This window comes from Amycolatopsis sp. PS_44_ISF1, from assembly GCF_032335455.1.
Taxonomy (GTDB): Bacteria; Actinomycetota; Actinomycetes; order Mycobacteriales; family Pseudonocardiaceae; genus Amycolatopsis.
Genome location: NZ_JANUXO010000003.1, coordinates 89,491 through 115,393 on the forward strand (window position 1 = coordinate 89,491; position 25,903 = coordinate 115,393).

At 72.6% G+C, this 25,903-nt stretch carries 15 protein-coding genes, 2 tRNA genes and 1 pseudogene; 10 read left to right on the forward strand and 8 right to left on the reverse strand.

Features of this window, described 5'->3' with window-relative positions:
• Positions 1-297: 297 nt before the first annotated feature.
• Positions 298-1,101 (reverse strand): annotated as a pseudogene (locus NYF13_RS26815) (hypothetical protein); the annotation flags it as partial.
• A gap of 129 nt (positions 1,102-1,230) precedes the next feature.
• Here NYF13_RS26815 and NYF13_RS26820 point away from each other — a divergent pair.
• Positions 1,231-2,163, forward strand: a complete 933-nt coding sequence (locus tag NYF13_RS26820; protein ID WP_315660526.1) for a hypothetical protein — start codon at positions 1,231-1,233, stop codon at positions 2,161-2,163.
• Positions 2,164-2,304: 141 nt separating this feature from the next.
• Here NYF13_RS26820 and NYF13_RS26825 read toward each other — a convergent pair whose 3' ends face one another.
• Together NYF13_RS26825 and NYF13_RS26830 are read right to left on the reverse strand one after the other, a co-directional pair.
• The gene (locus NYF13_RS26825; RefSeq protein ID WP_315660527.1) at positions 2,305-2,529 is read right to left on the reverse strand and encodes a DUF6480 family protein; all 225 of its coding nucleotides are present in this window, start codon (positions 2,527-2,529) and stop codon (positions 2,305-2,307) included.
• A 187-nt stretch (positions 2,530-2,716) separates the two neighbouring features.
• Positions 2,717-2,793 (reverse strand) — tRNA-Pro (locus NYF13_RS26830).
• A 98-nt stretch (positions 2,794-2,891) separates the two neighbouring features.
• On the opposite strand from NYF13_RS26830, the gene NYF13_RS26835 reads away from it, so the two are divergent.
• Positions 2,892-2,965: transfer RNA gene (locus tag NYF13_RS26835), tRNA-Gly, on the forward strand.
• On the opposite strand, the gene NYF13_RS26840 is transcribed toward NYF13_RS26835, so the two are convergent.
• Positions 2,917-7,656, reverse strand: coding sequence for a HAMP domain-containing protein (locus NYF13_RS26840; protein WP_396287751.1), 4,740 nt, complete (start codon positions 7,654-7,656; stop codon positions 2,917-2,919). The genes NYF13_RS26835 and NYF13_RS26840 overlap by 49 nt on opposite strands.
• A 156-nt stretch (positions 7,657-7,812) precedes the next feature.
• Here NYF13_RS26840 and NYF13_RS26845 point away from each other — a divergent pair, with 156 nt between their 5' ends.
• On the forward strand, positions 7,813-9,360 hold the full coding sequence (locus NYF13_RS26845) for a PP2C family protein-serine/threonine phosphatase (protein ID WP_315661252.1): 1,548 nt from the start codon (positions 7,813-7,815) through the stop codon (positions 9,358-9,360).
• A 53-nt stretch (positions 9,361-9,413) separates the two neighbouring features.
• Complete coding sequence (locus tag NYF13_RS26850; RefSeq protein WP_315660528.1) at positions 9,414-9,974, forward strand: type 1 glutamine amidotransferase domain-containing protein; 561 nt, start codon at positions 9,414-9,416, stop codon at positions 9,972-9,974.
• Positions 9,975-10,357: 383 nt separating this feature from the next.
• On the opposite strand, the gene NYF13_RS26855 is transcribed toward NYF13_RS26850, so the two are convergent.
• Positions 10,358-11,632 carry a protein kinase domain-containing protein gene (locus NYF13_RS26855; protein ID WP_315660529.1) on the reverse strand — a complete coding sequence of 425 codons (1,275 nt, stop codon included), beginning with the start codon at positions 11,630-11,632 and terminating at the stop codon, positions 10,358-10,360.
• Positions 11,633-11,793: 161 nt separating this feature from the next.
• Here NYF13_RS26855 and NYF13_RS26860 point away from each other — a divergent pair, with 161 nt between their 5' ends.
• The 3 genes from NYF13_RS26860 to NYF13_RS26870 all read left to right on the forward strand — a co-directional run bounded on the left by NYF13_RS26860 (position 11,794) and on the right by NYF13_RS26870 (position 14,154).
• Entirely contained in the window at positions 11,794-12,891 is a 1,098-nt protein-coding gene (locus NYF13_RS26860; RefSeq protein WP_315660530.1) for a hypothetical protein, read from the forward strand.
• A 137-nt stretch (positions 12,892-13,028) separates the two neighbouring features.
• Positions 13,029-13,865: an SAM-dependent methyltransferase gene (locus NYF13_RS26865; RefSeq protein ID WP_315660531.1), complete on the forward strand. Its 837-nt coding sequence runs from the start codon at positions 13,029-13,031 to the stop codon at positions 13,863-13,865.
• Between the two features lie 19 nt (positions 13,866-13,884).
• A complete protein-coding gene (locus tag NYF13_RS26870; RefSeq protein ID WP_315660532.1) occupies positions 13,885-14,154 on the forward strand; it encodes a hypothetical protein in 270 nt (89 codons plus the stop codon).
• Between the two features lie 36 nt (positions 14,155-14,190).
• Here the strand turns inward: NYF13_RS26870 and aspS are convergent, their stop codons facing one another.
• Positions 14,191-15,300, reverse strand: a complete 1,110-nt coding sequence (aspS, locus tag NYF13_RS26875; RefSeq protein ID WP_315660533.1) for an aspartate--tRNA(Asn) ligase — start codon at positions 15,298-15,300, stop codon at positions 14,191-14,193.
• Between the two features lie 515 nt (positions 15,301-15,815).
• Positions 15,816-16,964, reverse strand: coding sequence for a xylose isomerase (gene xylA / locus NYF13_RS26880; RefSeq protein WP_315660534.1), 1,149 nt, complete (start codon positions 16,962-16,964; stop codon positions 15,816-15,818).
• A gap of 119 nt (positions 16,965-17,083) precedes the next feature.
• Here xylA and NYF13_RS26885 point away from each other — a divergent pair, with 119 nt between their 5' ends.
• On the forward strand, positions 17,084-18,238 hold the full coding sequence (locus NYF13_RS26885; protein ID WP_315660535.1) for an ROK family transcriptional regulator: 1,155 nt from the start codon (positions 17,084-17,086) through the stop codon (positions 18,236-18,238).
• A gap of 49 nt (positions 18,239-18,287) precedes the next feature.
• On the opposite strand, the gene NYF13_RS26890 is transcribed toward NYF13_RS26885, so the two are convergent.
• Positions 18,288-21,491, reverse strand: a complete 3,204-nt coding sequence (locus NYF13_RS26890) for a S8 family serine peptidase (protein ID WP_315660536.1) — start codon at positions 21,489-21,491, stop codon at positions 18,288-18,290.
• Positions 21,492-21,785: 294 nt separating this feature from the next.
• Here NYF13_RS26890 and NYF13_RS26895 point away from each other — a divergent pair, with 294 nt between their 5' ends.
• Positions 21,786-23,255, forward strand: coding sequence for an amidohydrolase family protein (locus NYF13_RS26895; protein ID WP_315660537.1), 1,470 nt, complete (start codon positions 21,786-21,788; stop codon positions 23,253-23,255).
• Between the two features lie 177 nt (positions 23,256-23,432).
• On the forward strand, positions 23,433-25,787 hold the full coding sequence (locus NYF13_RS26900; protein ID WP_315660538.1) for a GH92 family glycosyl hydrolase: 2,355 nt from the start codon (positions 23,433-23,435) through the stop codon (positions 25,785-25,787).
• Positions 25,788-25,903 lie beyond the last annotated feature (116 nt).

A 25,903-nucleotide genomic window follows, 5' to 3' on the forward strand; every position in this document is an offset into this window, starting at 1 on the left:
GGTAGGTGATGGTGGTGGGGTCGCCGTCGGAGGTGTAGAGGTGGCTTCCGGGTTGGGCGAGGAGGTCGAGCCAGTGGGTGGAGCCGTATTGGGATTCTTTGCCGGTGGTTTGGGAGCGGATGCGGGGGATGGATTGGGGGGTGAAGCGGGTGGAGTAGGGGAGGGTGCGGGGCCGGCGCCGACGAGGAGGGCTCCGGTGTAGGTGTAGGTGCTGCCGTGGAGGGTGAGGTTTTCCTGGTGGGGGTGGGCGCCGTAGGGGAGGGCGAGGGTGGTGGGTTGGTAGCCGGGGATGGCGTGGCGGATGAGGGTGTCGCCGTCGCTGATGGCGGTGTCGGCGGCGGTGGGGGTGACGGTGCGGAGGTTGGTGTGGGTTTTGGTGTGGTTGCCGATTTCGAATCCGTGGTGGTGGAGCCAGGCGAGTGCGGGTCCGCCGTCGGGTTCGCCGTAGGGGTGCTGGTTGACGTAGAGGCTGGCGGTGGGGGTGAAGCCGGGGTGGGTGGCGGCGGTGTCGAGGAGGATGCGGATGGCGGTGCCGGGGGTGGGGTCGCCGTGGGGGGTGAGGGTGAAGATGGAGGGGTCGCCGTCGTCGAAGGTGAGGACGACGGGGTGGGTGCCGGGGGGAGGTCGAGGTGGCGGGTGGTGAGGGCGGCGGTGGTGGTGGGGATGTAGTGCTCGTTGGCGAGGCGGGTGAGTTCTGCGGTGAAGTCGGCGGGGGTGCGTTCGTAGACGGAGGTGGGGTGGGGGGTGAGGCGGTGGTACATGAGGATGGGGATGTGGCCGAGTTCGTTGGCGTGGAGGGCGCGGGCGGTGTCGGCGGTGATGCGGGCACGGGTGGTGGTGGGGTGTGGGGGTGTGGTGCCGGGGCTCGCAGCGGTGGAACTCGCCGGGGCCGCTGCCGTGGTGCCGCACGCGGTGGCCGCGAGGACGACGGTGGCTGCGGCCCCGAGCCGGGAAAGTAGACGCATGGCGGTGATCCTGGGGCCGGCCGGGCCGGGTGGCGCCTGGATGAACCACTTCGGGTGAACGCCGGAAGGCGGGCAGCCGCGGGAAAATCGGCGTTCGTGCTGGCTGAGGGGTTGAGCCGGAAATCGGCTCCGGCACGATGCGGTGGTCGTGGCGAACCGGGTCTGTCGATGATCACCCCGGGTGACTCCGCGCGCTACCCTCCTCGCGATATCCCCGGAGTCGTCCGTCGGCCGGCGTGGTGGGGGCATCCCCAGGAGGACTCCGGTGAGCGTGGACCAGACCCTGACCCGTCGTGTGGCGTTGCTCGTCGCGTTGGTCGGGTTGTCCGTCAGTGCGTGCGGGGTGTCGGCGGGGGAGACGCCGGTGGCCGCGCCCGTACGCCCGGCGCCGCGGCCGGTGGTCACCGCCCCGCCGAGCCCGCCGCCGAGCCCGCTGGCCACCAGCCTGCTGGTCGGGTTCTCCGGCGCCCCGGGCACCCAGGCCCTCGGGGAGATGACCGGCGACCTGGACGCGGCCGGGCAGAAGCTACGCCGGCAGATCGCGGACTTCCCCCACGACCGGGCCGTCACCCCCGTCGTGGAACTGATCGCCACCACCGCCCACCGCGAACCGGGCGCGGACGGGATGTACCGCAGCCGCGCCTCGGACACCACCATCCGCGCCTACCTCGCCCAGGCCCGGGCCCTGCACGGGCTGCTGCTGCTCAACATCCAGCCCGGCCGGGCCGACTTCCTGCCCGAGGTCCAGGCCTACCGGCAGTGGCTGACCCAGCCCGACGTCGGCGTCGCACTGGACCCCGAATGGGCCGTGGACCCCGGAGTCGTACCCGGCCGCACATTCGGCCACACCACCGGCGCCGAACTCGACACGGTCGCCACCTACCTCGGCGACCTCGCCCAGCACGCCCACCTCCCGGACAAAGTCATGGTCTACCACCAGGTCGCGGCCACCGTCGTCCGGGACGAAACCGGCCTCACCCCCCACCCCGGGGTCTCGGCCGTGAAAGTCGTCGACGGCATCGGCAGCCCCGCCGCCAAAACCGCCACCTGGAAAACCCTGATGACCACCAAACCACCCACCGTGCTCCCCGGCTTCAAACTGTTCTTCCACGAAGACACCCGCCACTCCGCCCCCCTCATGACCCCCACCCAAGTCCTCAACCTCACCCCCCACCCGGCCTACATCCTCTACGAATAAACCCAGGCCCCTGAACCGGACCGGCGGAGGTTTACCGATCCGCCGGTCCGGCAATCCGTTCGTCGCCGACCGGGACGCGGCCCCACCACGAATCCGGTCGGCACTCTTCTGCCCGGGCCCGGCGCCGGTCGAGCGCCGTGATCAGCCGAAGAGGTCGAAGGCGCGGGCGACGAAAAAGGCCGCCACCGCAATCACGATGACACCGATGATGACCAGAGCCGCGATCGGAATGGTCCGTGAGGGAATCGGCTGGGGATGGGAAAGGCCGGAGGTCTGCCCGGCGTCGGGCGGGGTATCTCCGGGCTGGACCGAACCGCCCGCCTCCAGCCCTGGTGCTTCGTCCGGTTCCGGGCCGGGAGAACTCATCGAAGGCTCCGTCCTGTTGGGCGATGGGTGTGGTCGCAAGGGGGCGGGTACCCCCGCAACGGCGGGCTACACCAGGGTCGCACCATCGAGACACCGGCCGCTCACCCGGCGACAGCGTCCTGCCGCGGCGCCCAAGTGAAAGGTCCGACGGCGCGAAAAAGGGTTGAACTCGCAGGTCCAGCCCCTGTGGTCGGGATGACAGGATTTGAACCTGCGACCCTCCGCTCCCAAAGCGGATGCGCTACCAAGCTGCGCCACATCCCGGTGCCCGCCCCGCCCCGGTGCGTGTCGTGAGGGGGTGTGCCGGACCAGACTAACCCTCACGCTAAGCTGGGTGCGCCGCCGGGTCGAACCGGGGCGCTGCGGGTGTAGCTCAATGGTAGAGCCCTAGTCTTCCAAACTAGCTACGCGGGTTCGATTCCCGTCACCCGCTCCATTGGCCGAGTGGCGGCCGGTCGGCGAGGTCGGAGAGACCGGGGCCGCGTCCGCTTCCAGGCGGAGCGCGATCACGTCCAGCAGCAGGTCGGTGTCCACCGGCTTGGTGAGGTAGTCGTCGGCGCCCGAGGCCAGGGTCCGTTCGCGGTCTTCGGCGGTGGCTTTCGCGGTCACGGCGATCACCGGTAGGTCTTCGTGGGCGGCTTCGGCGCGGATGGCGGCGATGGTGGCGTTGCCGTCCAGCTCCGGCATCATCACGTCCATCAGCACCAGCGCCGTGTCCTCGTGCCGTTCCAGGGCCCGGATGCCCGCCACGCCCGTGTCGGCGTAGACGACCTCCAGCCCGGCCTGCTCCAGGACCGCGGCCAGGGCGAAGACGTTGCGCAGGTCGTCGTCCACGATCAGGACCTTCTCGCCGTGGAAGCGCTTCGGGGCGCCGTCCGGCTCGGCCACGGTGGTGGTGCTGGGCCGCGACGGCTGCTTCGGCCGGGACCGCACGGGCGCGGTCGGCGCGCTCAGGTTCGCCGCGCCCACCGGCAGGTACAGCGTGAACGTGCTGCCCCGGCCCGGCTCGCTGTGCACCCGCAGCTCCCCGCCGAGCAGCTCGGTGAGCTGCTGGCTGATCGACAGGCCCAGCCCGGTCCCGCCGTACTTGCGGCTGGTCGTGCCGTCGGCCTGGCGGAACGCGTCGAAGATGATCGCCAGGTTCTCCTCCGGGATGCCGATCCCGGTGTCCGCCACGGCGAAGGCGATGATCCCGGCCGCCGAGCGCAGGGACTGCTGCTCGACCTCCTCGGCCGGGGCCATCCGGATGTGCAGCCGCACCCCGCCCTCGTCGGTGAACTTCGCCGCGTTGGACAGCAGGTTGCGCAGCACCTGCTGCAGCCGGTGCTCGTCGGTGTGCACGCTGCCCGGCACCGGCGGGTCGATCAGCACGGCGAACTCCAGGCCCTTGTCCGCGGTCAGCGGGCGGCACAGGGATTCCACGTAGGTCACCAGCTCCGGCACCGGCACGTCGGTCATCTGCACCTCGAGCCGGCCCGCTTCGACCTTGGCCAGGTCCAGGATGTCGTTGATCAGCTGCTGCAGATCGCTGCCCGCGGCCCAGATCGTCTCAGCGAACTGGATCTGCTTCTCGGTCAGGTTCCCTTCGGGGTTCTCCGAGAGCAGCTTGGCCAGGATCAGCGCGCTGTTGAGCGGGGTCCGCAGCTCGTGCGACATGTTGGCCATGAACTCGGTCTTGTACTGCGAGGCCACGGTCAGCTGCCCGGCGCGCTCTTCCAGCTCCTGGCGCGCCTGCTCGATCTCGATGTTCTTGACCTCGATGTCGCGGTTCTGCTGGGCCAGCAGCGCCGCCTTCTCGGCCAGCTCGGTGTTCGACCGCCGCAGCTCGCCCTGCTGCGACTGCAACTGCTCCGAGCGCGCGCGCAACTCCTGCGCCAGCCGCTGCGATTCGGTCAGCAGCGCCTCGGTGCGCGAGTTCGACAGGATGGTGTGCACGTTGACGCCGATGGTGTGCCGCAGCTGCTCCAGCAGGTCCAGGTGGACGTCGGAGAACTCGTTGACCGAAGCCAGTTCCAGCACGCCCAGCACCTCGCCCTGGAACAGCACGGGCAGCACGATCACGTTCACCGGCGGCGCCGCGCCGAGGCCGGAGGAGACCAGCGCGTACTCCGGCGGCGCCGCGCGCACCAGGATGGTCTGGCGGTCGACGGCGGCCTGACCGATCAGCGACTCGCCGAGCGCGAACCGCAGCCCGGCGCGCGACCGCGCGAGCCCGTAGGCGGCGATGCAGTCGAGCACCTGCGCGTCCGGGCCGTCACCGTCGGCCTGGGCCAGGAAGAACGCGCCCTGCTGCGCGCTGACCAGCGGCGCCAGCTCGGACAGGATCAGCGCGGCCACCGAGGCCAGGTCGCGGTGACCCTGCATCCGCCCGGACAGCCGGGCCAGGTTGGTCTTCAGCCAGTCCTGCTCGCGGTTGGCGGAGGTGGTCTCCTTGAGGTTCGCGATCATCTGGTTGATGTTGTCCTTGAGGTCGGCCAGCTCCCCGGACGCGTCCACGGCGATGTGCCGGGTCAGGTCGCCCGCGGTCACGGCCGTGGCGACCTGGCCGATCGCCCGCACCTGGGTGGTCAGGTTCCCGGCCAGCTGGTTCACGCTCTCGGTGAGCCGCTTCCAGGTGCCGGACACGCCCTCGACCTCGGCCTGCCCGCCCAGCTTGCCCTCGGTGCCGACCTCGCGCGCCACCCGCGTGACCTCCGAGGCGAACGCCGAGAGCTGGTCGACCATCGTGTTCATCGTGGTCTTGAGCTCCAGGACCTCGCCCCGGGCGTCCACGTCGATCTTCTTGGACAGGTCCCCGCGCGCGACGGCGGTGGTCACCTGGGAGATGTTGCGCACCTGGCTGGTCAGGTTGTGGGCCATGAAGTTGACGTTCTCGGTCAGGTCCTTCCAGGTGCCGGCCACCCCGGGCACCCGGGCCTGGCCGCCGAGGATGCCTTCGGTGCCGACCTCGCGCGAAACGCGCGTCACCTCGTTCGCGAAGGCGCGCAACGTTTCGACCATGCTGTTGAGCGTGTCCGCCAGGCCCGCGACCTCGCCCTGGGCCTCGATCGAGATCTTCTTGGACAGGTCGCCGCGGGCCACGCCGGTGGCCACGTTCGCGATGCTCCGCACCTGCACGGTCAGGTTGTCGGCCATCACGTTCACGTTGTCGGTGAGGTCCTTCCAGGTGCCCGCCACCCCGCGGACCTGGGCCTGGCCGCCGAGCTTGCCCTCGGTGCCGACCTCGCGGGCCACGCGGGTGACTTCGTCGGCGAAGGCCGAGAGCTGGTCGACCATGGTGTTCAGGATGTTCTTGAGCTCCAGGATCTCCCCGCGGGCGTCGACGGTGATCTTCTGCGTCAGGTCCCCGCGGGCCACGGCCGAGGTCACCTGGGAGATGTTGCGGACCTGGTCGGTCAGGTTGTTGGCCATGAAGTTGACGTTGTCGGTGAGGTCCTTCCAGGTGCCGGCCACCCCGGGCACCGCGGCCTGGCCGCCGAGCTTGCCCTCGGTGCCGACCTCGCGGGCCACACGGGTGACCTCGTCGGCGAACGCGGAAAGCTGATCGACCATGGTGTTCAGCGTGGTCTTGAGCTCCAGGATCTCCCCGCGCGCGTCCACGGCGATCTTCTTGGTCAGGTCGCCGCGCGCCACGGCCGTGGCGACCTGGGCGATGTTGCGGACCTGCGCGGTGAGGTTGTTGGCCATGAAGTTGACCGAGCCGGTGAGGTCGCGCCAGGTGCCCGCGACGCCGGGCACGGTGGCCTGGCCGCCGAGCTGGCCCTCGGTGCCGACTTCGCGCGCCACCCGGGTGACTTCGTCGGCGAACGCGGAGAGCTGGTCGACCATCGTGTTCATCGTGGTCTTGAGCTCCAGGATCTCGCCGCGGGCGTCGACGGTGATCTTCTGCGTCAGATCGCCCTTGGCCACGGCGGTGGTCACGTGGGAGATGTTGCGGACCTGGTCGGTGAGGTTGTCGGCCATCTGGTTGACCGAGTCGGTCAGCCCGCGCCAGGTGCCGGCCGCGCCGGGGACCTCGGCCTGGCCCCCCAGCCGCCCGTCGCTGCCCACCTCCCGCGCCACCCGGGTGACTTCGTCGGCGAACGCCGAGAGCTGGTCGACCATGGTGTTCAGCGTGTTCTTCAGCTGCAGGATCTCGCCGCGGGCGTCCACGTCGATCTTCCTGGTCAGGTCGCCGGTGGCCACGGCGGTGGCGACCTGGGCGATGTTGCGGACCTGGTCGGTCAGGTTGTCGGCCATCAGGTTCACCGAGTCGGTGAGGTCGCGCCAGGTGCCGGCCACGCCGGGCACCCGGGCCTGACCGCCCAGCCGGCCCTCGCTGCCGACCTCGCGGGAGACCCGGGTGACCTCGTCGGCGAACGAAGAGAGCTGGTCGACCATGGTGTTGATGGTGTTCTTGAGCTCCAGGATCTCGCCGCGGGCGTCGACGTTGATCTTCTGCGTCAGGTCGCCGCGGGCCACGGCGGTGGTCACCTGGGCGATGTTGCGGACCTGCTCGGTCAGGTTGTCGGCGAGGAAGTTGACCGAGTCGGTGAGGTCGCGCCAGGTGCCCGCGACGCCCGGCACCTCGGCCTGCCCGCCGAGCCGCCCCTCCCCGGCGATCTCGCGGGAGAGCCGGACCACCTCGGCGGCGAACCGGGACAGCTGCGCGAGCAGTCCGTTCACCGTGCGGGCCAGGCCCTCGTACTGGCCCCGCAGCGGGCGGCCTTCGAGTTGCAGCGCCATCGGCTGCGACAGGTCGCCCGAGGCGACGGCGCCGAGCACCCGGTCCAGCTCCACCACGGGGCGGCTGACGTCCTCGATCAGCCCGTTCACCGTCTCGACCGCGGTGGCCCAGCCGCCGGGCCCGACGTCGGCGCGGACCCGCTCGGTCAGCCGGCCCTTCTCGCCGACCTCGGTCCGCACGCGCAGGAGTTCGGTCACCAGCCGCTGGTTGCGCTCGGCGATGTCGTTGAACGCGGTGGCGAGCTGCGCGGTGACCCCGTCGCCGTGGGCCACCAGCCGGCGCCGGAAATTGCCTTCCCCGAGGTCGCGGGCCGCGGCCAGGAGCCGTTCCAGCGCGGCTCGCTCACCGGAGCCGGGGCCGTCCGGCCCGGTGAGCCCGCCGGGCCCGGATCGCGTAGTCATCTCTGCCGCACCTCTCCACCATGCGTGTGCCGGGCACGGTCGTCGACCCAGCGTGCCACGGTTCGCCCTACACTTCGAGCCAGTCCGCCCGCGCACGCGGTGCCCACCTGGCAGAACCAGGAAAGTCAGGTCGACCCGGAGGCAGGAGGTTCGTGCATGGTGTCACGGCCCGCTCCGGCCTCGGCCCGGCCACCCGGCGCCCCGGCCGAGGGGCTGCCCGAATACGGCGCGTTCTGGCGGCCGGTGCTCGAAGACGTGCGTGAACCGGTGTTCGTGACCGACCCCGCGGGCGCGCTGCGCTGGGCGAACGCCGCGGCCCGGGCGCTCGGCCCGGACCCGGCGCTGGTGAGCGTGACCGAGACCACGGGCCGGATCGACACCGCGGGCCGCCGGCGTGCGGCCCACGTCCGCGCCCTGCCCGAAGGCTGGCACGCCTGGACCGTCGTCGACGAAAGCCCGCGACGCCCGGAGGAGTTCCTGGCCGAAGCCGGGCCGAGGCTGGCTGCTGCGCGCGGGCGGCACGGCACCGCGCGGCTGATCGCCGAGCTGGCCGCCTCCGCGCTCGGCGAGTGCGCGTTCGTGCTGCTGCCCACCACCCGCGGCCGCTGGGAGTGGTGGAGCGCCGAGGACCACGCCGCGCCCGGCCACGGCCGGATCCGCCGGGTCCCGGCCCAGCTCGCGCCGGTGGTCGCCGAAACCTTCGCCGCGGTCGGCCCGCCCGAGACGCAGCCGGTGCCGGAGGCGGAGGTGAGCGCGCTGCCCGCGGTGGTGGCCGAGCGGTTTTCGGGCGCTGCCGAGGTTTCCGCGGTCTCACTCGGCGTCGGCGGCAGCGCGGGGGTGACCGGCGCGGTGCTGATCGGGCGGCGCGGCGAGCCCGGGTTCGGCGCCGGGCAGGCCCGCGCCACCTCGCTGTTCGCCCGAGCCGCGGGGACCGCGCTGGCGAACGCCCAGCGGTACGCCCGGCAGGAAGAGGCGACGCGCGGGCTGGAGTCCACGCTCCGGCCGCAGCCGCCCGCGGACGTCGAGGGCGCGCGGTTCGAGATCTGGTACGAACCGGCCGGCGGCGTGCTCGGGGTCGGCGGCGACTTCTACGACGTGCTCGGCCGCGAAGACGGCAGCGCCTTCCTGGTCGTCGGCGACATCTGCGGCAAGGGGGCCGAAGCGGCCGCGCTCACCGGCCGCGTCCGCCACTCGCTGGCCGCGCTGCACCTGGTCGAGCGCGACGCCCGCACCCTGTTGCGCCTGCTCAACGAACTGCTCATCGCGGGCGGCAGCAACCGGTTCGCGACGCTGGTGCTGGGCTCGGTCGTGCCCGCGGACTCCGGCCTGGACCTGACGCTGGCCTCCGGCGGCCACCCGGCGCCGCTGATCCTGCGCCGGGACGGAACGGTCGAGGAGGTCAGCGTGCCCGGCACGCTGGTCGGCATTTCCCCGCAGGCCCGCTTCGCCGAGGCCGTGACCCATCTCGACCGGGGTGAGGTCTGCCTGCTCTACACCGACGGCGTCACCGAAGCCCGCAACCGCACCGAGTCCGCCGAGCTGTTCGGCGACGAGCGGCTGTTCACCGTGCTCGCCGGCTGCGCCGGCCTGCCCGCGCGGGAGGTCGTGCGGCGGCTGCGCGAAGCCGTCCGCGAGTGGCTGGGCAACTCCGGCCACGACGACATCGCGGTGCTGGCCATCGAGGCCGCGCCCGCGGTCGGTTGAGCGGTTTGGCCGGCGGGTACCCGGGCGGGGAAACCACCGGAGGAGAACAGATCATGGGTAACACGTTGGCGGGCCGCAAGGTCGCGATCCTGGCGGCGGACGGCGTCGAGCAGGTGGAGCTGGAAGAGCCGCGCAAGGCGGTCACGGCCGAGGGCGCCACCGTCGAGCTGGTGTCGCTCGAAGAGGGCGAGATCCAGGCGATGAACGGCGACATCGACAAGGGTGACAAGTTCCCGGTCGACCGGGTCGTGGCCAAGGTCTCGGCCGGGGACTACGACGCGCTGCTGCTGCCCGGCGGCACGATGAACCCGGACAACCTGCGCCAGGACCCGGCCGCGGTGGCGTTCGCGGGCGACTTCGTACGCGCGGGCAAGCCGGTAGGGGTGATCTGCCACGGTCCGTGGACGCTGGTCGAGGCGGACGTGGTCCGCGGGCGCACCCTGACCTCGTTCCCCAGCATCCGCACCGATCTGGCCAACGCCGGCGCGAACGTGGTCGACCAGGAAGTGGTGACCGACCAGGGCCTGGTGTCGAGCCGCAACCCGGACGACCTGCCCGCCTTCTGCGCGAAGATCGTCGAGGAGTTCGCCGAAGGCCGCCACTCGGTCGGCTGAGCGGCGAAGCCGGGCTGGCGCCCCCACCGGCCGCGGGGGACCCTGGTGGGGTCCACCGCGGGAACCGGGAAGGGGCGGCGTGATGACGGCCCACGCAAGGCGCTACGGCAAGCGGTGCCGGGACCACTTCGGTGCGCCGGCCCGGGCGGATCCGGCCGATCGGCCCGACACCGCGGAGGATCCGGGTCCACCTCGAGCCCCGGCGGTCCCGGCCGATCGGAAACCGTCCGAGCCGGGGGAGACCGACGACCATCCGTCCTGAGTGGAGTGTCCACAAGGGATCTCCCGGCCGGTGGCCGGATGTGAGACGGCCGTGGTGATGCTGTGGCGGATCCGGAGCGGGACCGAGCTTCGCTGAGGGGCCAACGGTGCGCCGCGCGAGGTCACCTTCGCCGGGGCGCTTTACCGTGGTGCCGGGGACCGGGTCCGCTGGGCCAGCGCCGGGCCTGGTGCCGGGCTTTGTGGTCGGCTTGGCCCCTTGCCATCGGTGGCCGGTGGGGGGTGCCGGTCGGCGGGATGGGCGGGGCCGGGAGCGCGACTCCTGGAGCGTTCACCGTGGGGGCCGGCGGGGGTTCGAGACCGGCGTCGTCGGGCGGGTCGGCGGTGGTCAGGTTCAGCAGCAGCGCGGCGCCGACGGCCGCAAGCACGACCGGCACCGTGGCCACCGAGGCGAACACCGCCAGCCGCCGGCGCCGCGACCCCGTGAGCAACCGACGCCACGGTTCGGCGAACAGCCGGGTTCTGGTGGATCGCGTCCGACCACCGGACCCGGACTCACCGCCTGGCAGGCCGGCGAAGGCCCGAGCTTCACCGGCGTCGCCCCGCAGTGCGCGAGTCACCGCCGCGGCCGTGGGGCGCTGCTCCGGCTCGCGCGCGGTCATCGCGCGCAACGTCGACGCCAGCCCTTCCGGCAGATCGTCCGGCACGTGCGGCTGCCGGTGCAGCCGGACCACGGCGGACTCGGCCGGCGTGCCCTCGTACTCCCGCGCGCCGGTCAGGCACTCCAGCAGCACCAGCCCGAGTGCGTAGACGTCGGCGGGCGCGCCGGGGTGTTCGCCCAGCACCTGCTCGGGGGCGAGGTAGGCGGCGGTGCCGACGGTGGCCCCGCTCGCCGTCACGCGGGTCGCGTCGACCAGGCGCGCCACCCCGAAATCGGCGATCAGCGCCTGGCCGCCGGTGAGCAGGATGTTGGCGGGCTTGAGATCCCGGTGCGTCACGTGGTGGGCGTGCACGTGCGCGAGGGCTTCGGCGAGCTGCGCGCCCAGTTCCGTCACCTCGCCGGCCGGGAGCGGGCCGCCGCGCAGCCGGGAGGCCAGGTTCGGCCCTTCGGCCAGCTGCATCACCAGGTACGCGTGGCCTTCGTCGGTGCCCGCGGCGTAGAGGCGGACCAGACCCGGGTGGCGGAGCGCCTGGAGCGCCTGCACCTCCTGCGCGCGCCGGTCCCGGCCGAGCTCGACCGTGCCGGGGTGGAACAGCTTCACCGCGACCGTGCGGTTGAGCACCCGGTCGTGCGCCCGGTGGACCCGCGCCGTGGCGCCCTCGCCGAGCCGCTCGCCGAGCTCGTACCGGCCCGCGACCACCGAGGGTGCGGGACCGAACGACCCCAGGCCGAAGTGCCTGGCGGTGGTTCCCGCGTCCGCAGCGTCCGCATCGGACATCAGCCCCGCACCTCCGTCTCGCCCAGCAGGCCGGAGGAGACTACCCGGGGTCCGGTCTCGAAGCCACCCGGCCGAGCGGTCGCCCTCCGGTCCGTCCGGACCGATGCGGAACCGATGATCTTCACCAGGCAACCTCGCCCCGTTCCGCACGTCTGCCCGGCATGAAACCCACTCGGTTGGCGGCCCTCGCGGCGGCCGTGCTCGGTGTGCTCGGTATCGCCTCCCCGGCTTCGGCCGGGTCCGTGGTGCCCGCCGGCTTCGAACCCTCGTCGACTTCCTGGAGCAGCGCGGAGCACGGGCTGGTGCTCGGCTTCACCGACTGCGGGACGCCCGGCTGGTGCCCGTCGCTGATCGAGACGGCCGACGGCGGGTCGAGCTGGCGCCGGCTCCCCGCGCCGCCGATCTCCTTGCCGGACAACCACGACCAGGTCCGGCTGACCGCGTTCGGCGACGAAGTACGGTACGTCACCGACGGCACCAGGATCGTCGTGACCAGTGATGGCGGGCGGCACTGGCTGCCGGTGCGGCAGGCGGGTGACGCCGGACAGCGCCGGTACGTCTCGAAGATCGCCGAGTCCGGCGGCCGCGTCTTCGCGGTGATCACGACTTACGGCGACGACACGGTGAAAACCGCGGTCTACAGCGGGATCACCGGGGCGCCGGTGCTGGTGCCGATGCCCGGCTTTGCCGTCACCGGCGGGCTGACCAGTGGTGACGTGTCGACCCGGGGCGGCCTGCAGATCGCCCTCGACGCCGATTACCGGACGGAGAAGTACTGGACCTCCGGCGACGGCGTGGCCTTCACCCCGGCCCGGCGCCCGTGCCCGCAGGGGACCGTGGCGGTGCTCGGCGGGGTGAAGGACGGCCAGGTGCTCGTCCTGTGCAACAGCGGGGGCGGCCAGCCGCAGCCCGGTTCGTCCGAGCGGGCGATCTGGCGCGCGCCGAAGCTCGGCGGCCCGTTCACCGGCACCGAGCCGGCGCCGACCACCGGCATCACCCAGGGCTTCGCCGCCGCGACGGCGGACGACGCGACGGTCGCGGCCGTCGGCGGCGGCGTCGGGTTCCTGCACCACACCACCGACGGCGGCCGGACCTGGAGCACGCTGGAGCTGAGCGAGCGCGGTTTCGAGCTGACGGACCTGGACTTCCCCGGCGCGGGCACCGGCGTGGTCGTGGACGGCGCGCCCGACGCCGGCGGCTCCGCCGTGTACCGCACGACCGACGGTGGCGGGCATTGGGCAGAACTGGCCTTCTCCTGATCGGGGGAGCCGGTTACTGCAGGTAGGTCTGGCTGCGGGGAGTGGGTTCTCCCGGTCCACCCGGTGTCGTACTCTGTGCACTGTCCGTCGCCGGCCACACCGGGCCCCGCGGGCGGCAGTGAGGGGGGCGGCGCCGGATGACGGCTGGGGACCTGGTTTCCGGGGCCGCGCGCCCGGCCCGGCCGTACGCGGGCCGGGTCAACCTGGCTCGGCTGTCCGATGCGTTGCTCGGTGGTCAGGACCACTACGAGGACGACCGCGAGGTGCTGCGCCGGCTGCTGGAGATCGCGCCGGACGCCCAGCTCATGGCCCGGGAGCAGCGGGCCTGGCTGGTGCGGGTGGTCCGCCACCTGGCCGCCGAGCGCGGCGTCGACCAGTTCCTCGACCTCGGCTCGGGCCTGCCCGCCGAGGAGAACACCCACCAGGTCGCCCAGCGGCACCGCCCCGGCGCCGAGGTGGTCTACGTGGACCACGACCCGGTCGTGCAGGTGCACGGCCGGGCCGTGCTGGAGGAGAACGAGCACACCCACATCACCGGCGCCGACCTGACCGACCCGGGGGCCACCCTGGGCGACCCGGTGGTCTACCGGCACCTGGACTTCGACCGCCCGGTGGCGGTGCTGCTCTGCTCGATCCTGCACCACGTGGAGAGCCTGAACCGCGCGCGCTACCTCGTGCGCAGCTACGTCGACGAACTGCCGCCCGGTTCGTACCTGCTGCTCACCCACCAGTACGAACCCCCGGACGACCCGCCCCGCCAGGCCCTCGCGCACACCCTGGACCGGGAGTTCGCGGGCACCCCGCTGGCCACGTTCCACCGCAGCCGCGCCGAGATCGAGTCGTTCTTCACCGGCCTCGACCTGCTCGACCCGGGCCTGGCCCACCTGCACGACTGGTGGCCCGACGGTCCCCGGATGACCCCGCTGACCGACCTGAACCTGATGATGCTGGGCGGGGTGGCGATCAAGCCGTAGGCCGGCGACGTTTTCCTTGGTGTGCCAGGATTTCGCCCGGCGACGAGGTCGTCCGGTCCTCGTCCGTGAATGCCCGCTCCGCCTCGGCGAAGTCGCGCGGATCGAGGACCGGCTGCAGCGCGACCACGAACTGTCGATGAGCGAGTACACGGTGCTCGACCTACCGGCCCGCCAGTACGGCTCCCACCCGAGGACGAACCAGCTCGTCGGCGCCGCGACACTGGCCGAGCTGCCGGAGCCGGCCTCGCTGGTGGGTGCGCTCGGGCCGTGGGCCTTCGCCGCGAAGTGACACCAGGTTGCCGGGCGCCGACGAACGTCTTCGGGCTCAGGGCCGCAGCCGGTGCAGGTCACGCGGGAACAGCGTGGCCTCGCGGATGTTGGCCAGTCCGAGCAGCCGGGCGGTCCAGCGCTCCAGGCCGATCGCGAAACCGCCGTGCGGCGGCAGACCGTGGGCGAACGCGGCCAGGTAGTCCGCGTGGTTCGCGGCCTCCTGACCGAGGACGGCCAGGTACTCGGCGTGGCGGTGGCGCCGCTGGCCGCCGGTGACCAGCTCCAGACCGCGGAACAGCAGGTCAAAGCTGTTCGAACGGTCCGGAGTGGACGGTGACGGCTGAGTGTAGAACGGCCGCTTGGCCATCGGGTAGCCGGTCACGAAGAGGAAATCCGAACCGTGCTCGCGCCGCGCCCAGTCCGAGAGCCAGCGCTCGTGGGCGGGCGCCAGGTCCGGCTCGCCGCGTGGGTCCTCGCCGGTGTGCTCGGCCAGGAGCGCTTGGGCCGCGAGGAAGTCGACGGCCGGGATCTCGCCCGGCACGTCGGGCACCTCGGCCAGAGGCGCCACGGCCGCGGCCATGCCCGCGACGACCTCGCGTAGCACCGCCATCACGTCCCGGTGGTCGCGGATGAAGCCGAGTTCGGCGTCGAGGCTGGTGTACTGCGCCAAGTGGCGCGCGGTGTCGTGCGGTTCGGCGCGGAAGACCGGGCCCACCTCGTAGACCCGCTCGAACACGCCGACCAGGGCCTGCTTGAACAACTGCGGCGACTGCGCGAGGTACGCGGGCCGGCCGAAGTAGTCCAGGGCGAAGACGTTCGCGCCGGACTCGGTCGCGGTGGCGACGAGCTTCGGGGTGTGCACCTCGGTGAAGCCCAGTCCGTCGAGCGTGCGGCGGAAACCGGCCACGCTCGCCGCTGCGACCTCGAACCGCCTCCGCAGCAACGGATGCCGCAGCGCGTAGGCGGCATTGTCCAGTATGGACGGCAGGCCGGCGGTCACGGTGGGCCGGTGCAGGTCGAACGGCGGCCGCGCGGACGGTTCGGCGATCGTGGTCAGCTCGGCTTCGGTCAGCTCGACGCCACCGGGCGCCCGCGAGGTGAGCGTCACCCGCCCGGTCACCTCGACCACGGTCTCCCCGGCCACCGCCAGCCGGTGCGGGAACACCACCTGCGCCGCGGGCGGACCGGTCCCGGACCACCACGAAGGTCACGGACTTCAGCTCGCGCCGGCGGTGCACCCAGCCGGCGATCTTGACGGTGGCGCCCGCGTGCTCACGCAGTTCGGCCACCAGGGTTCGAGACACCATCACTCTCCCGGAGCGTGCTCGGTCGACCCCTTGGGGGTGCGGGCGAGCAGGGAACTCGCGGTACCACCGCACCTTCGCCGCCGGGGGAGCCGGCGGCCTCGACGGGCCGGGTCACGGCGGCCGGCCGGCGGGGCATGGGACGGCCGCGGCCGTCGTTGCTCCCCGCACTCGGGAGGGTCTTCGCCCGGGGCGCGAGGCCGCCATCCCACCACCGGCGGCTCTCTGGTGCTCGCGTGCTCCCCGCGCTACTCGTCTCCGTCAACGCGTTGCCGGGAGTGTAGAAAGCGGGAGGCGCCGGTGTCGCGCGGTTTTCGCCGGTGCGCCGGCGGAGCGGCCGGACCCGGATCGCGGCCCGGGCCCGGGCGCCGGGGGTTCAGCGGGTGCCGAGCAGGTGCTCCAGGGCCAGCTGGTTCAGCCGGGTGAAGTGGTAGCCCCGCTTTCCGGCGGCCTCCACGTCGAACTCGTCGGAGGCCAGGTCGTCCAGGGTCTCGCCCGGTGACAGCGTCGGGGTGGACAGGTCCGGCACCCGGGAAGCCGCCAGGGCCTCGGCCACCTCCGGGTCCTGCCGGAACGCCGCCGCCTTGGCCTTCAGGATCAGGTACATCCGCATGTTCGCCGCGGCCGAGACCCAGACGTCCTCGGGGTCCTCGGTGCGCAGGGGTTTGTAGTCGAAGTGGCGCGGACCGGGGTAACCACCCTGCTCCAGCAGGTCGACCAGGAAGAACGCGCTGGTCAGGTCGCCGTGCCCGAAGATCAGGTCCTGGTCGTACTTCGGCCCGTGCTGTCCGTTGAGGTCGAGGTGGAACAGCTTGCCCTGCCACAGCGCCTGGGCCACGCCGTGCACGAAGTTCAGCCCGGCCATCTGCTCGTGGCCGACCTCGGGGTTGAGGCCGAACAGCTCGGGGCGCTCGAGCTGCGAGATGAAGCCCAGCGCGTGCCCGATGGTCGGCAGCAGGATGTCGCCGCGGGGCTCGTTCGGCTTGGGCTCCAGCGCGAACCGGAGGTCGTAGCCCTGCGCCACGACGTACTCGGCGAGCAGGTCGAGGCCCTCCTTGTAGCGGGCCAGCGCGGCCCGGACGTCCTTGGCCGCGTCGGACTCGGACCCCTCGCGCCCGCCCCAGACCACGTAGGTCTGCGCGCCCAGCTCCGCGGCCAGGTCGAGGTTGCGCCGGACCTTGGTCAGCGCGTACCGCCGCACGTCGCGGTCGTTGCTGGTCAGTCCGCCGTCCTTGAACACGGGATGGGTGAACAGGTTCGTCGTCGCCATCGGCACCCGCAGGCCGGTGGCTTCGAGCGCGGCCTTGAACCGCCGCACCGCGACCTCCCGGTCCGGCTCGGTGGCCAGCAGGTCGTCGTCGTGGAAGGTGACGCCGTAGGCCCCCAGCCCGGCCAGCCGGTGCACGCTCTCCACCGGGTCGAGCGCCGGCCGCGTCGCCACGCCGAACGGGTCGGCGGCCGGCCAGCCGACGGTCCACAACCCGAACGAGAACTTGTCCTCGGGGGTGGGGGCATAGGCGTCCATGACGGTCCCTTCATTTAGTTCACGTTATATACTAAATATGCGACGCGGGGGCCCGGGCGTCAAGGGGCGGCCGGTCGCGGTGCCGCCGCCGGTTACAGTGCCGGGGAGGAGGGGCGGGGATGACGCAGGCGGTGCGGCACGACTCGATGCGGGCGCGCAATCTCGAGCTGGTGCTCGGCGAGGTCGGCCGGCGCGGCCCGCTCACCCGCGCCGCGCTCGCGGAGCTGACCGGGCTGACCAAGTCCACCGTGTCCAAGCTGGTCGGCGATCTGGTCGACGCCGGGCTGCTGGCCGAGACCGGCCCGGCGCGGGCGGGCGAGCGCGGGCGGCCCGGGGTCGAGGTGGTGCTGAGCGGGGCGCGGGTGGCTTCGCTGGGGCTGGAGGTCAACGTCGACTACCTGGCCGTGTGCCTGCTCGACCTGGCCGGCGTGGTCCGCCGCACGAGGCGCCGCGAGCGGGACAACCGCGGCTCACGACCGTCCACAGTGGTGCGGGAGCTGGCCGGGCTGGCCACCGGGGTGCTGGACGAGGCGTCCGCGCTGGGGCTGACCGTGGCGGGCGCGGTGCTCGCGGTCTCCGGCCCGGTCGGCGACGGGGTGGTGCTCAGCGCCCCGAACCTCGGCTGGCAGGGGGTGCGCGCGGCGGCGATGCTGCGCCTGCCGGTGCCCGTCGACCTGGACAACGAAGCCAATCTCGGCGCGCTCGGCGAGCTGTGGTTCGGCGCCGGAGGCGACGATTTCCTGTACGTCTCCGGCGAAGTCGGCATCGGCGCGGGCCTGGTCGTCGGCGGCTCGCTCTTCCGCGGCGCGCACGGGCTGGCGGGAGAGCTGGGGCACGTGGTGGTCTCGCCCTCGGGACCGGCGTGCCGCTGCGGTTCCGCCGGGTGCCTGGAGGTCTACGCGGGCCAGGAAGCGCTGCTGAGGGCCGCCGGGGTTCCTTCGGTGCCGGATCTGGTGGCCGCGCTGGAATCCGGGACCGCCGCCGCCGTCGGGGCCGGTGCCGCGGCGGGCGAGGCGCTGGGGCACGCGCTCGCCTCGGCGGTCAACCTGCTCGACCTGGACCGGATCGTGCTGGGCGGGGCGTTCGCCCGGCTGTTCCCCTGGCTCGCACCCGCCGCGGACTCCGTGCTCACCGCCCGGCTGGGCCGGCTGCGGGGCTCGGTGCCCACGCTGGTCCCGTCCACTTTGCCCGGTGACGCGGCCACGCTGGGCGCGGCGGGCCGGACGATCCACCGGGTGCTGGCCGATCCTTCGCCGTTCCTGGCCCGGACCTGACGGAGGCCGCCCCGGTGGTGACCGGGACGGCCTCCGTCCACTGAGGATTTCAGCTCACCGCGTGCACCACCACCGTGCCGCCGCCGATCGCGACGCCGGCGTCGGTCACCACCGACAGCGCGCCGCGCAGGACGCGGCCGGCCTCGGGGGCCGAAGCGGCGGTCACCGTGGCCGGGACGGTCCACGAGGTGCCCGAGGCGTGCGCCACCGACGGGTCGTCGGCCGTGACGGCGCCGAAGGCCGGGTTGGCGAACGCGTCGAGGTAGTCGTAGGCGGTGGTGCCCGCGGGCACCGAGTACCCGTCGACCACCACGTGCCACTCGCCCGCCGCCGGGTTCGCCAGCGTCACCGACTCCTCCGAATCACCGTCGGCGCTCTGCCCGGCCAGCACGCAGGAACCCGTCACGCAGTTGTACACCGACAGGTCCAGGTCCGCCGTGACGTCGGCGGTCTTGCCGATGCTCACGGTCAGGGAGGTCGAACCCGGGGCCACCGTCAGCCGCGTCTGCGCGGACGCGCCCTGCGCGATGGTCGGCCGCCCCACCGAAGCGCTGCTGAACGGACCGCCGACGAGGTGGCCGGTGAACGCGCCGAGGGTGTTCTGCACCGTGTACGTCCGCGGCAGCGCGGCGCCGGCCGGGGCCGAAGCGATGTCATCCGGGTTCGGCGAAACCGTGGTGCCCAGCACCGAAGCGGAGAGCTGGTACGGCGCACTGTCCACATCGGACGTGCGACGGGCCTCCACGGTGATCTCCCAGACCCCCGGCACCGGGTTGGCCAGCGTCCGGCTGGTCGGCGAGCCGCCCGCGCACCCGGCTCCGGCGTCCGGGTTGTAGCAGTTGGTGGACGTGTTCGAGTCCACCGGCACCCCGGTCGGGTCGTACCGCAGGAACCGCACCTGTCCCTTACCGGGAGCGCCGCCCGCCGCCAGGTCGACCTGCAGCGCGCTCGCGCCCGGCGGAACGCGCACGAAGTAGCTCACCGACGTGTTGCGCGCGACCGAGCCCGAGGCCCCGAACTTCGCCCCGGTGAACTCCGCCGGCGCGAAGACCGTGTTCATGGTCTGCACGTCGATCCCGATGGTCAGCGGATTGTCCAGGTACAGCAGGGCGGAGTGCGCCCCGGCCGACTTCGGGTCCACCTTCACGGCGAAGCTCACCGGCTTGTTCAACGGCAACTGGAGGAACGAGCCCGAGGAGAACGTGCCGTCGTTGCCCACCCAGCGCGCGAAGTACGGCACCGGGTTGGAGGAGCCCGAAGTGCGCGTCAGCGTGTACGTGCGGGTGTAGGACTTCCCGACGGTCACGCCCTCGCGGTCGTGGATGCCGATGCCGACGCCGGGGGTCTTGAGCAGGTTCGCCTGCACGGTGTGCACCTCGACCGCGGTGGTCACCGCGTCCGGCTTCGGGTTGAGCGAGAGCGCGGTGAACGCGGCGGGGACGTTGAACAGACCCGCGCCCTGCTCGTACGCGCCGATGCCCGGCACGAACCGCGCGGTCGACTTGATCGCCGAGCGCAGTGCCGCGACCGCCGGGCGCTGGCCCCGGTGCGTCGCCTTGTACGCGCTCACCAGCAGCGCCGCCGCCCCGGTCGCCTGCGGCGACGCCATCGACGTGCCCTGCAGCATCGCGTACCCCGCCGGCAGCGGGTACGTGCCCGCCACCGGACCCGAAGCTTCCCAGCGCGGCACGGTCGCGATGGCCGCGCCCGGCGCGATGATGTCCGGCTTGAACCCGCCGTCCTCGCGCGGGCCGCGAGAGGAGAACGGGTGCAGCGCCTCGGCCGCCTTCACCTTCGCGCCGTAGTTCGACAGCCAGGTCTCACGCGTGATGTAGGAGCCGACGCTGATCGCGTCCGTGGCCACCGAAGGGTCGCCGACGGAGTTCGCACCCGCGCCCGAGTTGCCCGCGGAGATGAAGATCTGCACGTTGTACTCGGCGATGACGCGGTTGTAGAGCTCGGCGCGGGCGTTGTTGCCGTCGTTGAGCGCCGGCAGGCCGCCGATGGAGATGTTGATGACGTCGGCGCCGTGGCTGGCCGCGTAGGAGACGCCGTCGATCAGGCCGCTGGAGGTGCACGAAGAGGTGCTCAGGCAGACCTTCACCGAGAGCACCTTCGCCCCCGGCGCGGCCCCGTCCATCTTGCCGCCGAACAGGTCGTTGGCGGTGGCGATGCCGGCCACGTGGGAGCCGTGCTCGGCGCCTGCGATCCCGATGTTGACGAAGCCCGGCTTGTCGGTCTGGACCACGAAGGCCATTCGCTCGGCGACGTCGGTGGCCGGGTTGTCGGTACCGAAGAAGCCGACGTCGAAGTTCTTGGCGTAGTCGGTCATCGGCTTTTCGTCGGTGAAGTCGCCGTTGCCGTTGAGGTCGACGCGCACCTGCTTCGTGACCGGGTCGAGCAGCACGCCCCAGGAGTCGGTGCGGTCGCCGTCGCGGTTGAGGTCGCCGCCGGTCTCGCTGCCGGCTCCGCCCAGATCGCCCGCGGTCTCGCTGAACCGGCCGAACGTGTAGGGGCCGCCGGTGGCCGGGGCGGTCCAGGAGCGGCCGTTCGCGGTGAACGGTCCGGTGTAGGACTGGGTGGACAGCTTGACCCAGGTGCCGTCGCCGGAATCGGTGGCGTTGGCGTTGTACCAGTCGACGATCTTGCGCTCGCCGTGGCTGGTCTTGGCCAGCGCGGGGGTGTCGAGGTCGACGCCGGAGTCGAGCACGGCGACGGTGGTGTCCTTGCCGTCCCAGTTGCCGAAGGTCTGGCCGAACTGCGCGGCGTAGGTGTCGCCGGTGGGCAGGTACGGGTTGACCCGCGGGGTGTTCTTCCCCGGGGCGGGCTGCGGGATCGGGCTGGTCGCGCCCTCGGGCTTCGGGTCGTCGCGCTGGATCAGGCCGTCGACGTCCACCGCGTCCACTGTCTTGAGCTTCGCGGCCTTCTCGGCGTTCGCGACCGGGACGGAGACCTTCACGTAGTCGAGCTTCGGATCGCTCGACTGGATCACGCCGCCGAGCGCCTTCAGCTCGTTCGCGGCCGCGTCGGCCTGACCGCGTTCGGCGGCGACGAGCAAGGTGACGTCGGATTTCCCGGCGCGCTCGGCCTCGGCGACCCGGGCGCGGTCGGCCTGGTCGAGCGTCTTGCTGCTGGGGGGAGGGGAATCGGGAGCCGCATACGCTGCGGGCACGGCGATCGGGGCGACGCCGAGAGCGGTGGCCAGGAGGGTGATCCCGGCCCGGCGTCTCCAGGGCGATCTGGAATCTGTCATCCGAGCAGTACACAGTCCGGACCGACCGGCAGCAATCAGACACTTAGCCTATCGGCCGCAAATCGTTGTGAGCCGAACGGCCTAGTGCGCTCGTTCCGTTGGGCGGCAACATGATCGGCCGAACCGTGGTGTGAAACTGGCGGCAGCTCGAGGATTTCGAGCCCGGCGCGGCCGGTGTCGCCGCTCCGGACGCCGGGATGCCGCCGCGAATCCCGCGTTCCGGACCCGGCCCGCCCGTCCGGACCGGGGCCGGGTGGATTCCCTTCCCGGGTACCGGCCTGGCAGGCTGGCCCGATGGATGATCTCCTGCTCCGCCGCGTCCGGGTCGGTCTGGACGGGCAGCTCGCCGATGTGCGGGCGAACGAAGGCCGGATCCGTGCCATCGAGGAGCCCGGCTCCGGCTCGGGGTTCGCCGCGCACGTGGTCGACGGGCACGGCGGCACGCTGTTGCCCGGTCTGGTCGACGCGCACGTCCACGCCGTGCAGTGGGCCGGCTTCCGGCGCCGCATCCCGCTGGGCACCGCGCACTCGGCGGCCGAGGCCGTGGAACTGCTCCTGCAGCGGCTGCTGTCCGCGCCCGCCTACCCCGGGCTGCCCGAGGAACTGGTGGTGGGCGCGGGTTTCCGCGATGCCCTGTGGCCGGACCGGCCGCACAAGGACCTGCTGCAGCGGGCGCTGCCGGGCCGGGCCGTCGCGTTGTTCAGCGCCGACCTGCACACCCTGTGGCTCAGCCCGGCCGCGCTCAAGCTGATCGGCCGCGAGCACCCGACCGGGGTGCTGATCGAGGGCGACTGCATGAGCGCCACGGCCGAGCTGCCGGCCGCGCCGGCCGAGGTGCAGGACCGCTGGGTCGCCGACGCGCTGGAGGCGGCCGCTTCGCGCGGGGTCACCGGGATCGTCGACTACGAGTACGCCGACACGGTCGCGGACTGGACCCGGCGGGCCGCGTCGGCGGCCCCGGTCACGCGCGTCTCCTGCGTGATCGCGCGGCACCTGCTCGACTCCGCGATCGCGCGCGGCCACCGCACCGGCGACGTGCTGCCGGACGGCGGGGGACGGCTGAGCGTGGGCCCGTTCAAGCTGTTCGTCGACGGCTCGCTCAACACCCGCACCGCCTACTGCCACGACCCCTACCCGGAGACCGATTCCCCCGGGCGGCTGGAGCTCCCGCCGGAGGAGCTGGTGCCGCTGATGCGCCGGGCCGCGGAGCACGGGCTGCACCCCGCGCTGCACGCGATCGGCGACAAGGCCAACACGATCGCGCTCGACGCGTTCGCCGAACTCGGCTGCGCGGGCCGGATCGAGCACGCGCAGCTGCTCAGCGCCGAGGACGTGCCGCGGTTCGCCGCGCTGGGCCTGGTCGCGGGGGTGCAGCCCGCGCACCAGCCGGACGACCGCGACATCGCCGACCGGCACTGGCACGGCCGCACCGGGCGCGCGTACCCGTACCGCGCGCTGCTGGAGTCCGGGGCCCGCCTGGAGATCGGCTCGGACGCGCCGGTCGCGCCGCTCGACCCGTGGGACGGCATCGCCGCCGCGGTCGGCCGCACCGACGACACCCGGCCGGCCTGGCACCCCGAGCAGGCGATCCCGCTGGCGGACGCGCTCGCCGCCGCTTCCGGCGGGCGCCGCGGCCTCGCCGTCGGCGACCGGGCCGACCTGGTGATCACCGCGGCCGACCCGGCCGGTCTCTCCCCGGCCGACCTGCGGGACATGCCGATCACGGCGACCTTCCTCGCGGGAGCGCCGACCCACCTGGCCTGAGCCGGTGCGGCGCCGCCCGGTCCGGCGCCGCCCCCGGCCGGCCGCACCCGACCGACCAAAGACGGATTGACGGGACCGTCCGGACCGGCGAGGATCGACGCCACACATCGGTGACAACGTTGTCAGCATCATCAGCACTTTCGGTGCTGCCGGGGTTGTCGGCACGAGAGGATCGCGATGAGAGCGCGGAAACGCGTCTTCGCCGCCTTGGCGATCGCCGGCCTGCTGGGCGCCACCACCACCGGGACCGCGGCGGCCCACGACCGTGGCCCACGGTTCGCCGCCGACCCGGCGAAGCTGGTCGACACCTCGATCGGCAACAACGGCGACGGCACCACCTTCCCGGGCGCCACCACGCCGTTCGGCCTGGTGCAGCTGAGCCCGGACACCCAGCTGAAGAAGTACGCCTCCTACGACTACGCGCAGGACACCGTGCTCGGCTTCAGCCACACGCACCTGTCCGGCGTCGGCTGCCAGACCATGGGCAACTTCCGCTTCATGCCCACCACCGGCGCGGTCACCTCCTCGGACCCGGCGCAGTACGGGGCGAAGTTCAGCCACGCCGGCGAAACCCGCGAGCCGGGCTACTACGGCGTGAAGCTGGACAACGGCATCCAGGCCGAGCTGAGCGCCACCCAGCGCACCGGCCAGCACCGCTACACCTTCCCGGCCGGCTCGGCGAGCGAGAACGTGCTGATCGAGGTCGGCGAGAGCAACGGCTACACCTACGCCGGCGACGTCCACGTGGTCGGCCAGGACACCGTCGAGGGCTGGCTGCAGGGCGGGAACTTCTGCGGGGAGACGCAGAAGGAGCGGTACCGGGTCTACTTCAGCGCGAAGTTCGACCGGACCTTCTCGGCCTTCGGCACCTGGACCGACGGCAAGCTGACGCCGAACCGGCGTGACGCGTCGCTCGGCTCGAAGCGCACGGGCGCGTGGCTGACCTTCGATCCGGCCAAGGGCAACCAGGTCGGCGCGTCGGTCGGGCTGTCCTACACCTCGGTCGACGGCGCGCGGCTCAACCGCCGGGCCGAGCAGCCCCGGTCGTTCGACCGCGCCCGCTCCGCCGCCCACCGCACCTGGACCGACGAGCTGAACCGGATGCGGGTGGCCGGCGGCACCACCGCCGACCAGCGCACGTACTACAGCGCGCTGTACCGCTCGCTGCTGCACCCGTCGGTCGGGTCCGATGTGGACAACCGCTACCGGGGCTTCGACGACCGGGTGCACCGCAGCGATGCGCCGTACTACCAGATGTTCTCGCTGTGGGACACCTACCGCTCGCAGAACCAGCTCGTCGCGCTGCTGCACCCGGACAAAGCCGCGGACATGGCCGAGTCCGTGCTGCGGATCCACTCCGACGGCGGCTGGGTTCCGCGGTGGGCGCTCGGCGGCGGCGAGACGAACGTGATGAGCGGCGACCCGGTCACCCCGTGGATCGTCGACGACTACCGCCGCGGGCTGCTCGACGACCGCACCGCGCGCAAGCTGTTCGACGCGCTGTGGAAGAACGTCAACGAGGTCCCGGCCGACCAGTCGATCTTCCGCGGCCGGGACGGCAACCCGACCTACGTGCGCAACGGCTGGATCGGCTACCAGGACCGGCCGGGCTACACCTTCGGCGACAGCCGCCAGGCCGGTTCCGCGACCCTGGAGTACTCGCTGGCCGACTGCGCGCTGTCCACCATGGCCTCCGGCCTGGGCTACCGCGACCAGGCGGACACGCTGGCCCGGCGCTGCGACAACTTCACGAAGCTGTGGGACCCGAGCATCCAGTCGCACGGCTTCACCGGGTTCCCGCGCACGAGGGCGGCGGACGGCACCGGCGTCGGCGATCCCGACCCGGCGCAGTCGACCGGCTTCCACGAGGGCACGCCGTGGCAGTACCAGTGGCTCGCGCAGCAGGACCCGCAGCGGCTGTTCGCGCAGATGGGCGGGGCCGGCCAGGCGGAGAAGCGGCTCGACACGTTCTTCGACACGCCGCTGGTGCTGACCGACCCGGCGAAGGCCGCCGCGGACTCCTGGGTCCACGGCGCGTACGACTACCACAACAACTTCGCCTTCAACCCCAACAACGAGCCGGACCTGCACGCGCCCTGGATGTACGCGTGGACCGGTGCGCCGTGGAAGACCTCGGCCGTGCTGCGCGCCGCGCGGACGTTGTTCACCGACACCCCGTACGGCATGCCCGGCAACGACGACCTCGGCACCATCTCGTCGTGGCTGGTGTTCTCGATGGCCGGGGTGTTCGAGGCCCAGCCGGGCTCGGGCACGTACCTGCTCAGCGCGCCGATGTTCGAAAAGGTGGAGATCCGGCCCTCCCGCGGGCGCCCGGTGTCCATCGAGGCGCCCGGCGCCGACGCGTCGAAGCTCCAGTACGTGTCCGGTGTGGACACCTGCCGGGGCGAACTGCGCCGGAGCTGGCTGAGCAACGAGGACTTCCTCCACGCGGGGACGGTGCACGTGCGGCTGGCCGACCGGCCGACGGCTTGGGGCACGCAGTCCGCCCCGCCCGCGCTGGTCCGGTCCTGAGCCGGATCCGGGGGCCGCTCCCGCACCGGGGCGGCCCCCGGACCGGGTTCGGCCGGGCCACCCGGCGGGAACGGAGCGGGTGCCGGGCCGCCGAACCGTTGTCCCGGTGGAGATCC

Excerpts from the sequence above, each read along its gene's own strand:
- NYF13_RS26825 (WP_315660527.1), bottom strand. The coding sequence starts at position 2,529 with ATGAGTTCTCCCGGCCCGGAACCGGACGAAGCACCAGGGCTGGAGGCG.
- NYF13_RS26840 (WP_396287751.1), bottom strand. The coding sequence starts at position 7,656 with ATGACTACGCGATCCGGGCCCGGCGGGCTCACCGGGCCGGACGGCCCC.
- NYF13_RS26845 (WP_315661252.1), top strand. The coding sequence starts at position 7,813 with ATGGTGTCACGGCCCGCTCCGGCCTCGGCCCGGCCACCCGGCGCCCCG.
- NYF13_RS26850 (WP_315660528.1), top strand. The coding sequence starts at position 9,414 with ATGGGTAACACGTTGGCGGGCCGCAAGGTCGCGATCCTGGCGGCGGAC.
- NYF13_RS26855 (WP_315660529.1), bottom strand. The coding sequence starts at position 11,632 with ATGTCCGATGCGGACGCTGCGGACGCGGGAACCACCGCCAGGCACTTC.
- NYF13_RS26860 (WP_315660530.1), top strand. The coding sequence starts at position 11,794 with ATGAAACCCACTCGGTTGGCGGCCCTCGCGGCGGCCGTGCTCGGTGTG.
- NYF13_RS26865 (WP_315660531.1), top strand. The coding sequence starts at position 13,029 with ATGACGGCTGGGGACCTGGTTTCCGGGGCCGCGCGCCCGGCCCGGCCG.
- xylA (WP_315660534.1), bottom strand. The coding sequence starts at position 16,964 with ATGGACGCCTATGCCCCCACCCCCGAGGACAAGTTCTCGTTCGGGTTG.
- NYF13_RS26885 (WP_315660535.1), top strand. The coding sequence starts at position 17,084 with ATGACGCAGGCGGTGCGGCACGACTCGATGCGGGCGCGCAATCTCGAG.
- NYF13_RS26890 (WP_315660536.1), bottom strand. The coding sequence starts at position 21,491 with ATGACAGATTCCAGATCGCCCTGGAGACGCCGGGCCGGGATCACCCTC.
- NYF13_RS26895 (WP_315660537.1), top strand. The coding sequence starts at position 21,786 with ATGGATGATCTCCTGCTCCGCCGCGTCCGGGTCGGTCTGGACGGGCAG.
- NYF13_RS26900 (WP_315660538.1), top strand. The coding sequence starts at position 23,433 with ATGAGAGCGCGGAAACGCGTCTTCGCCGCCTTGGCGATCGCCGGCCTG.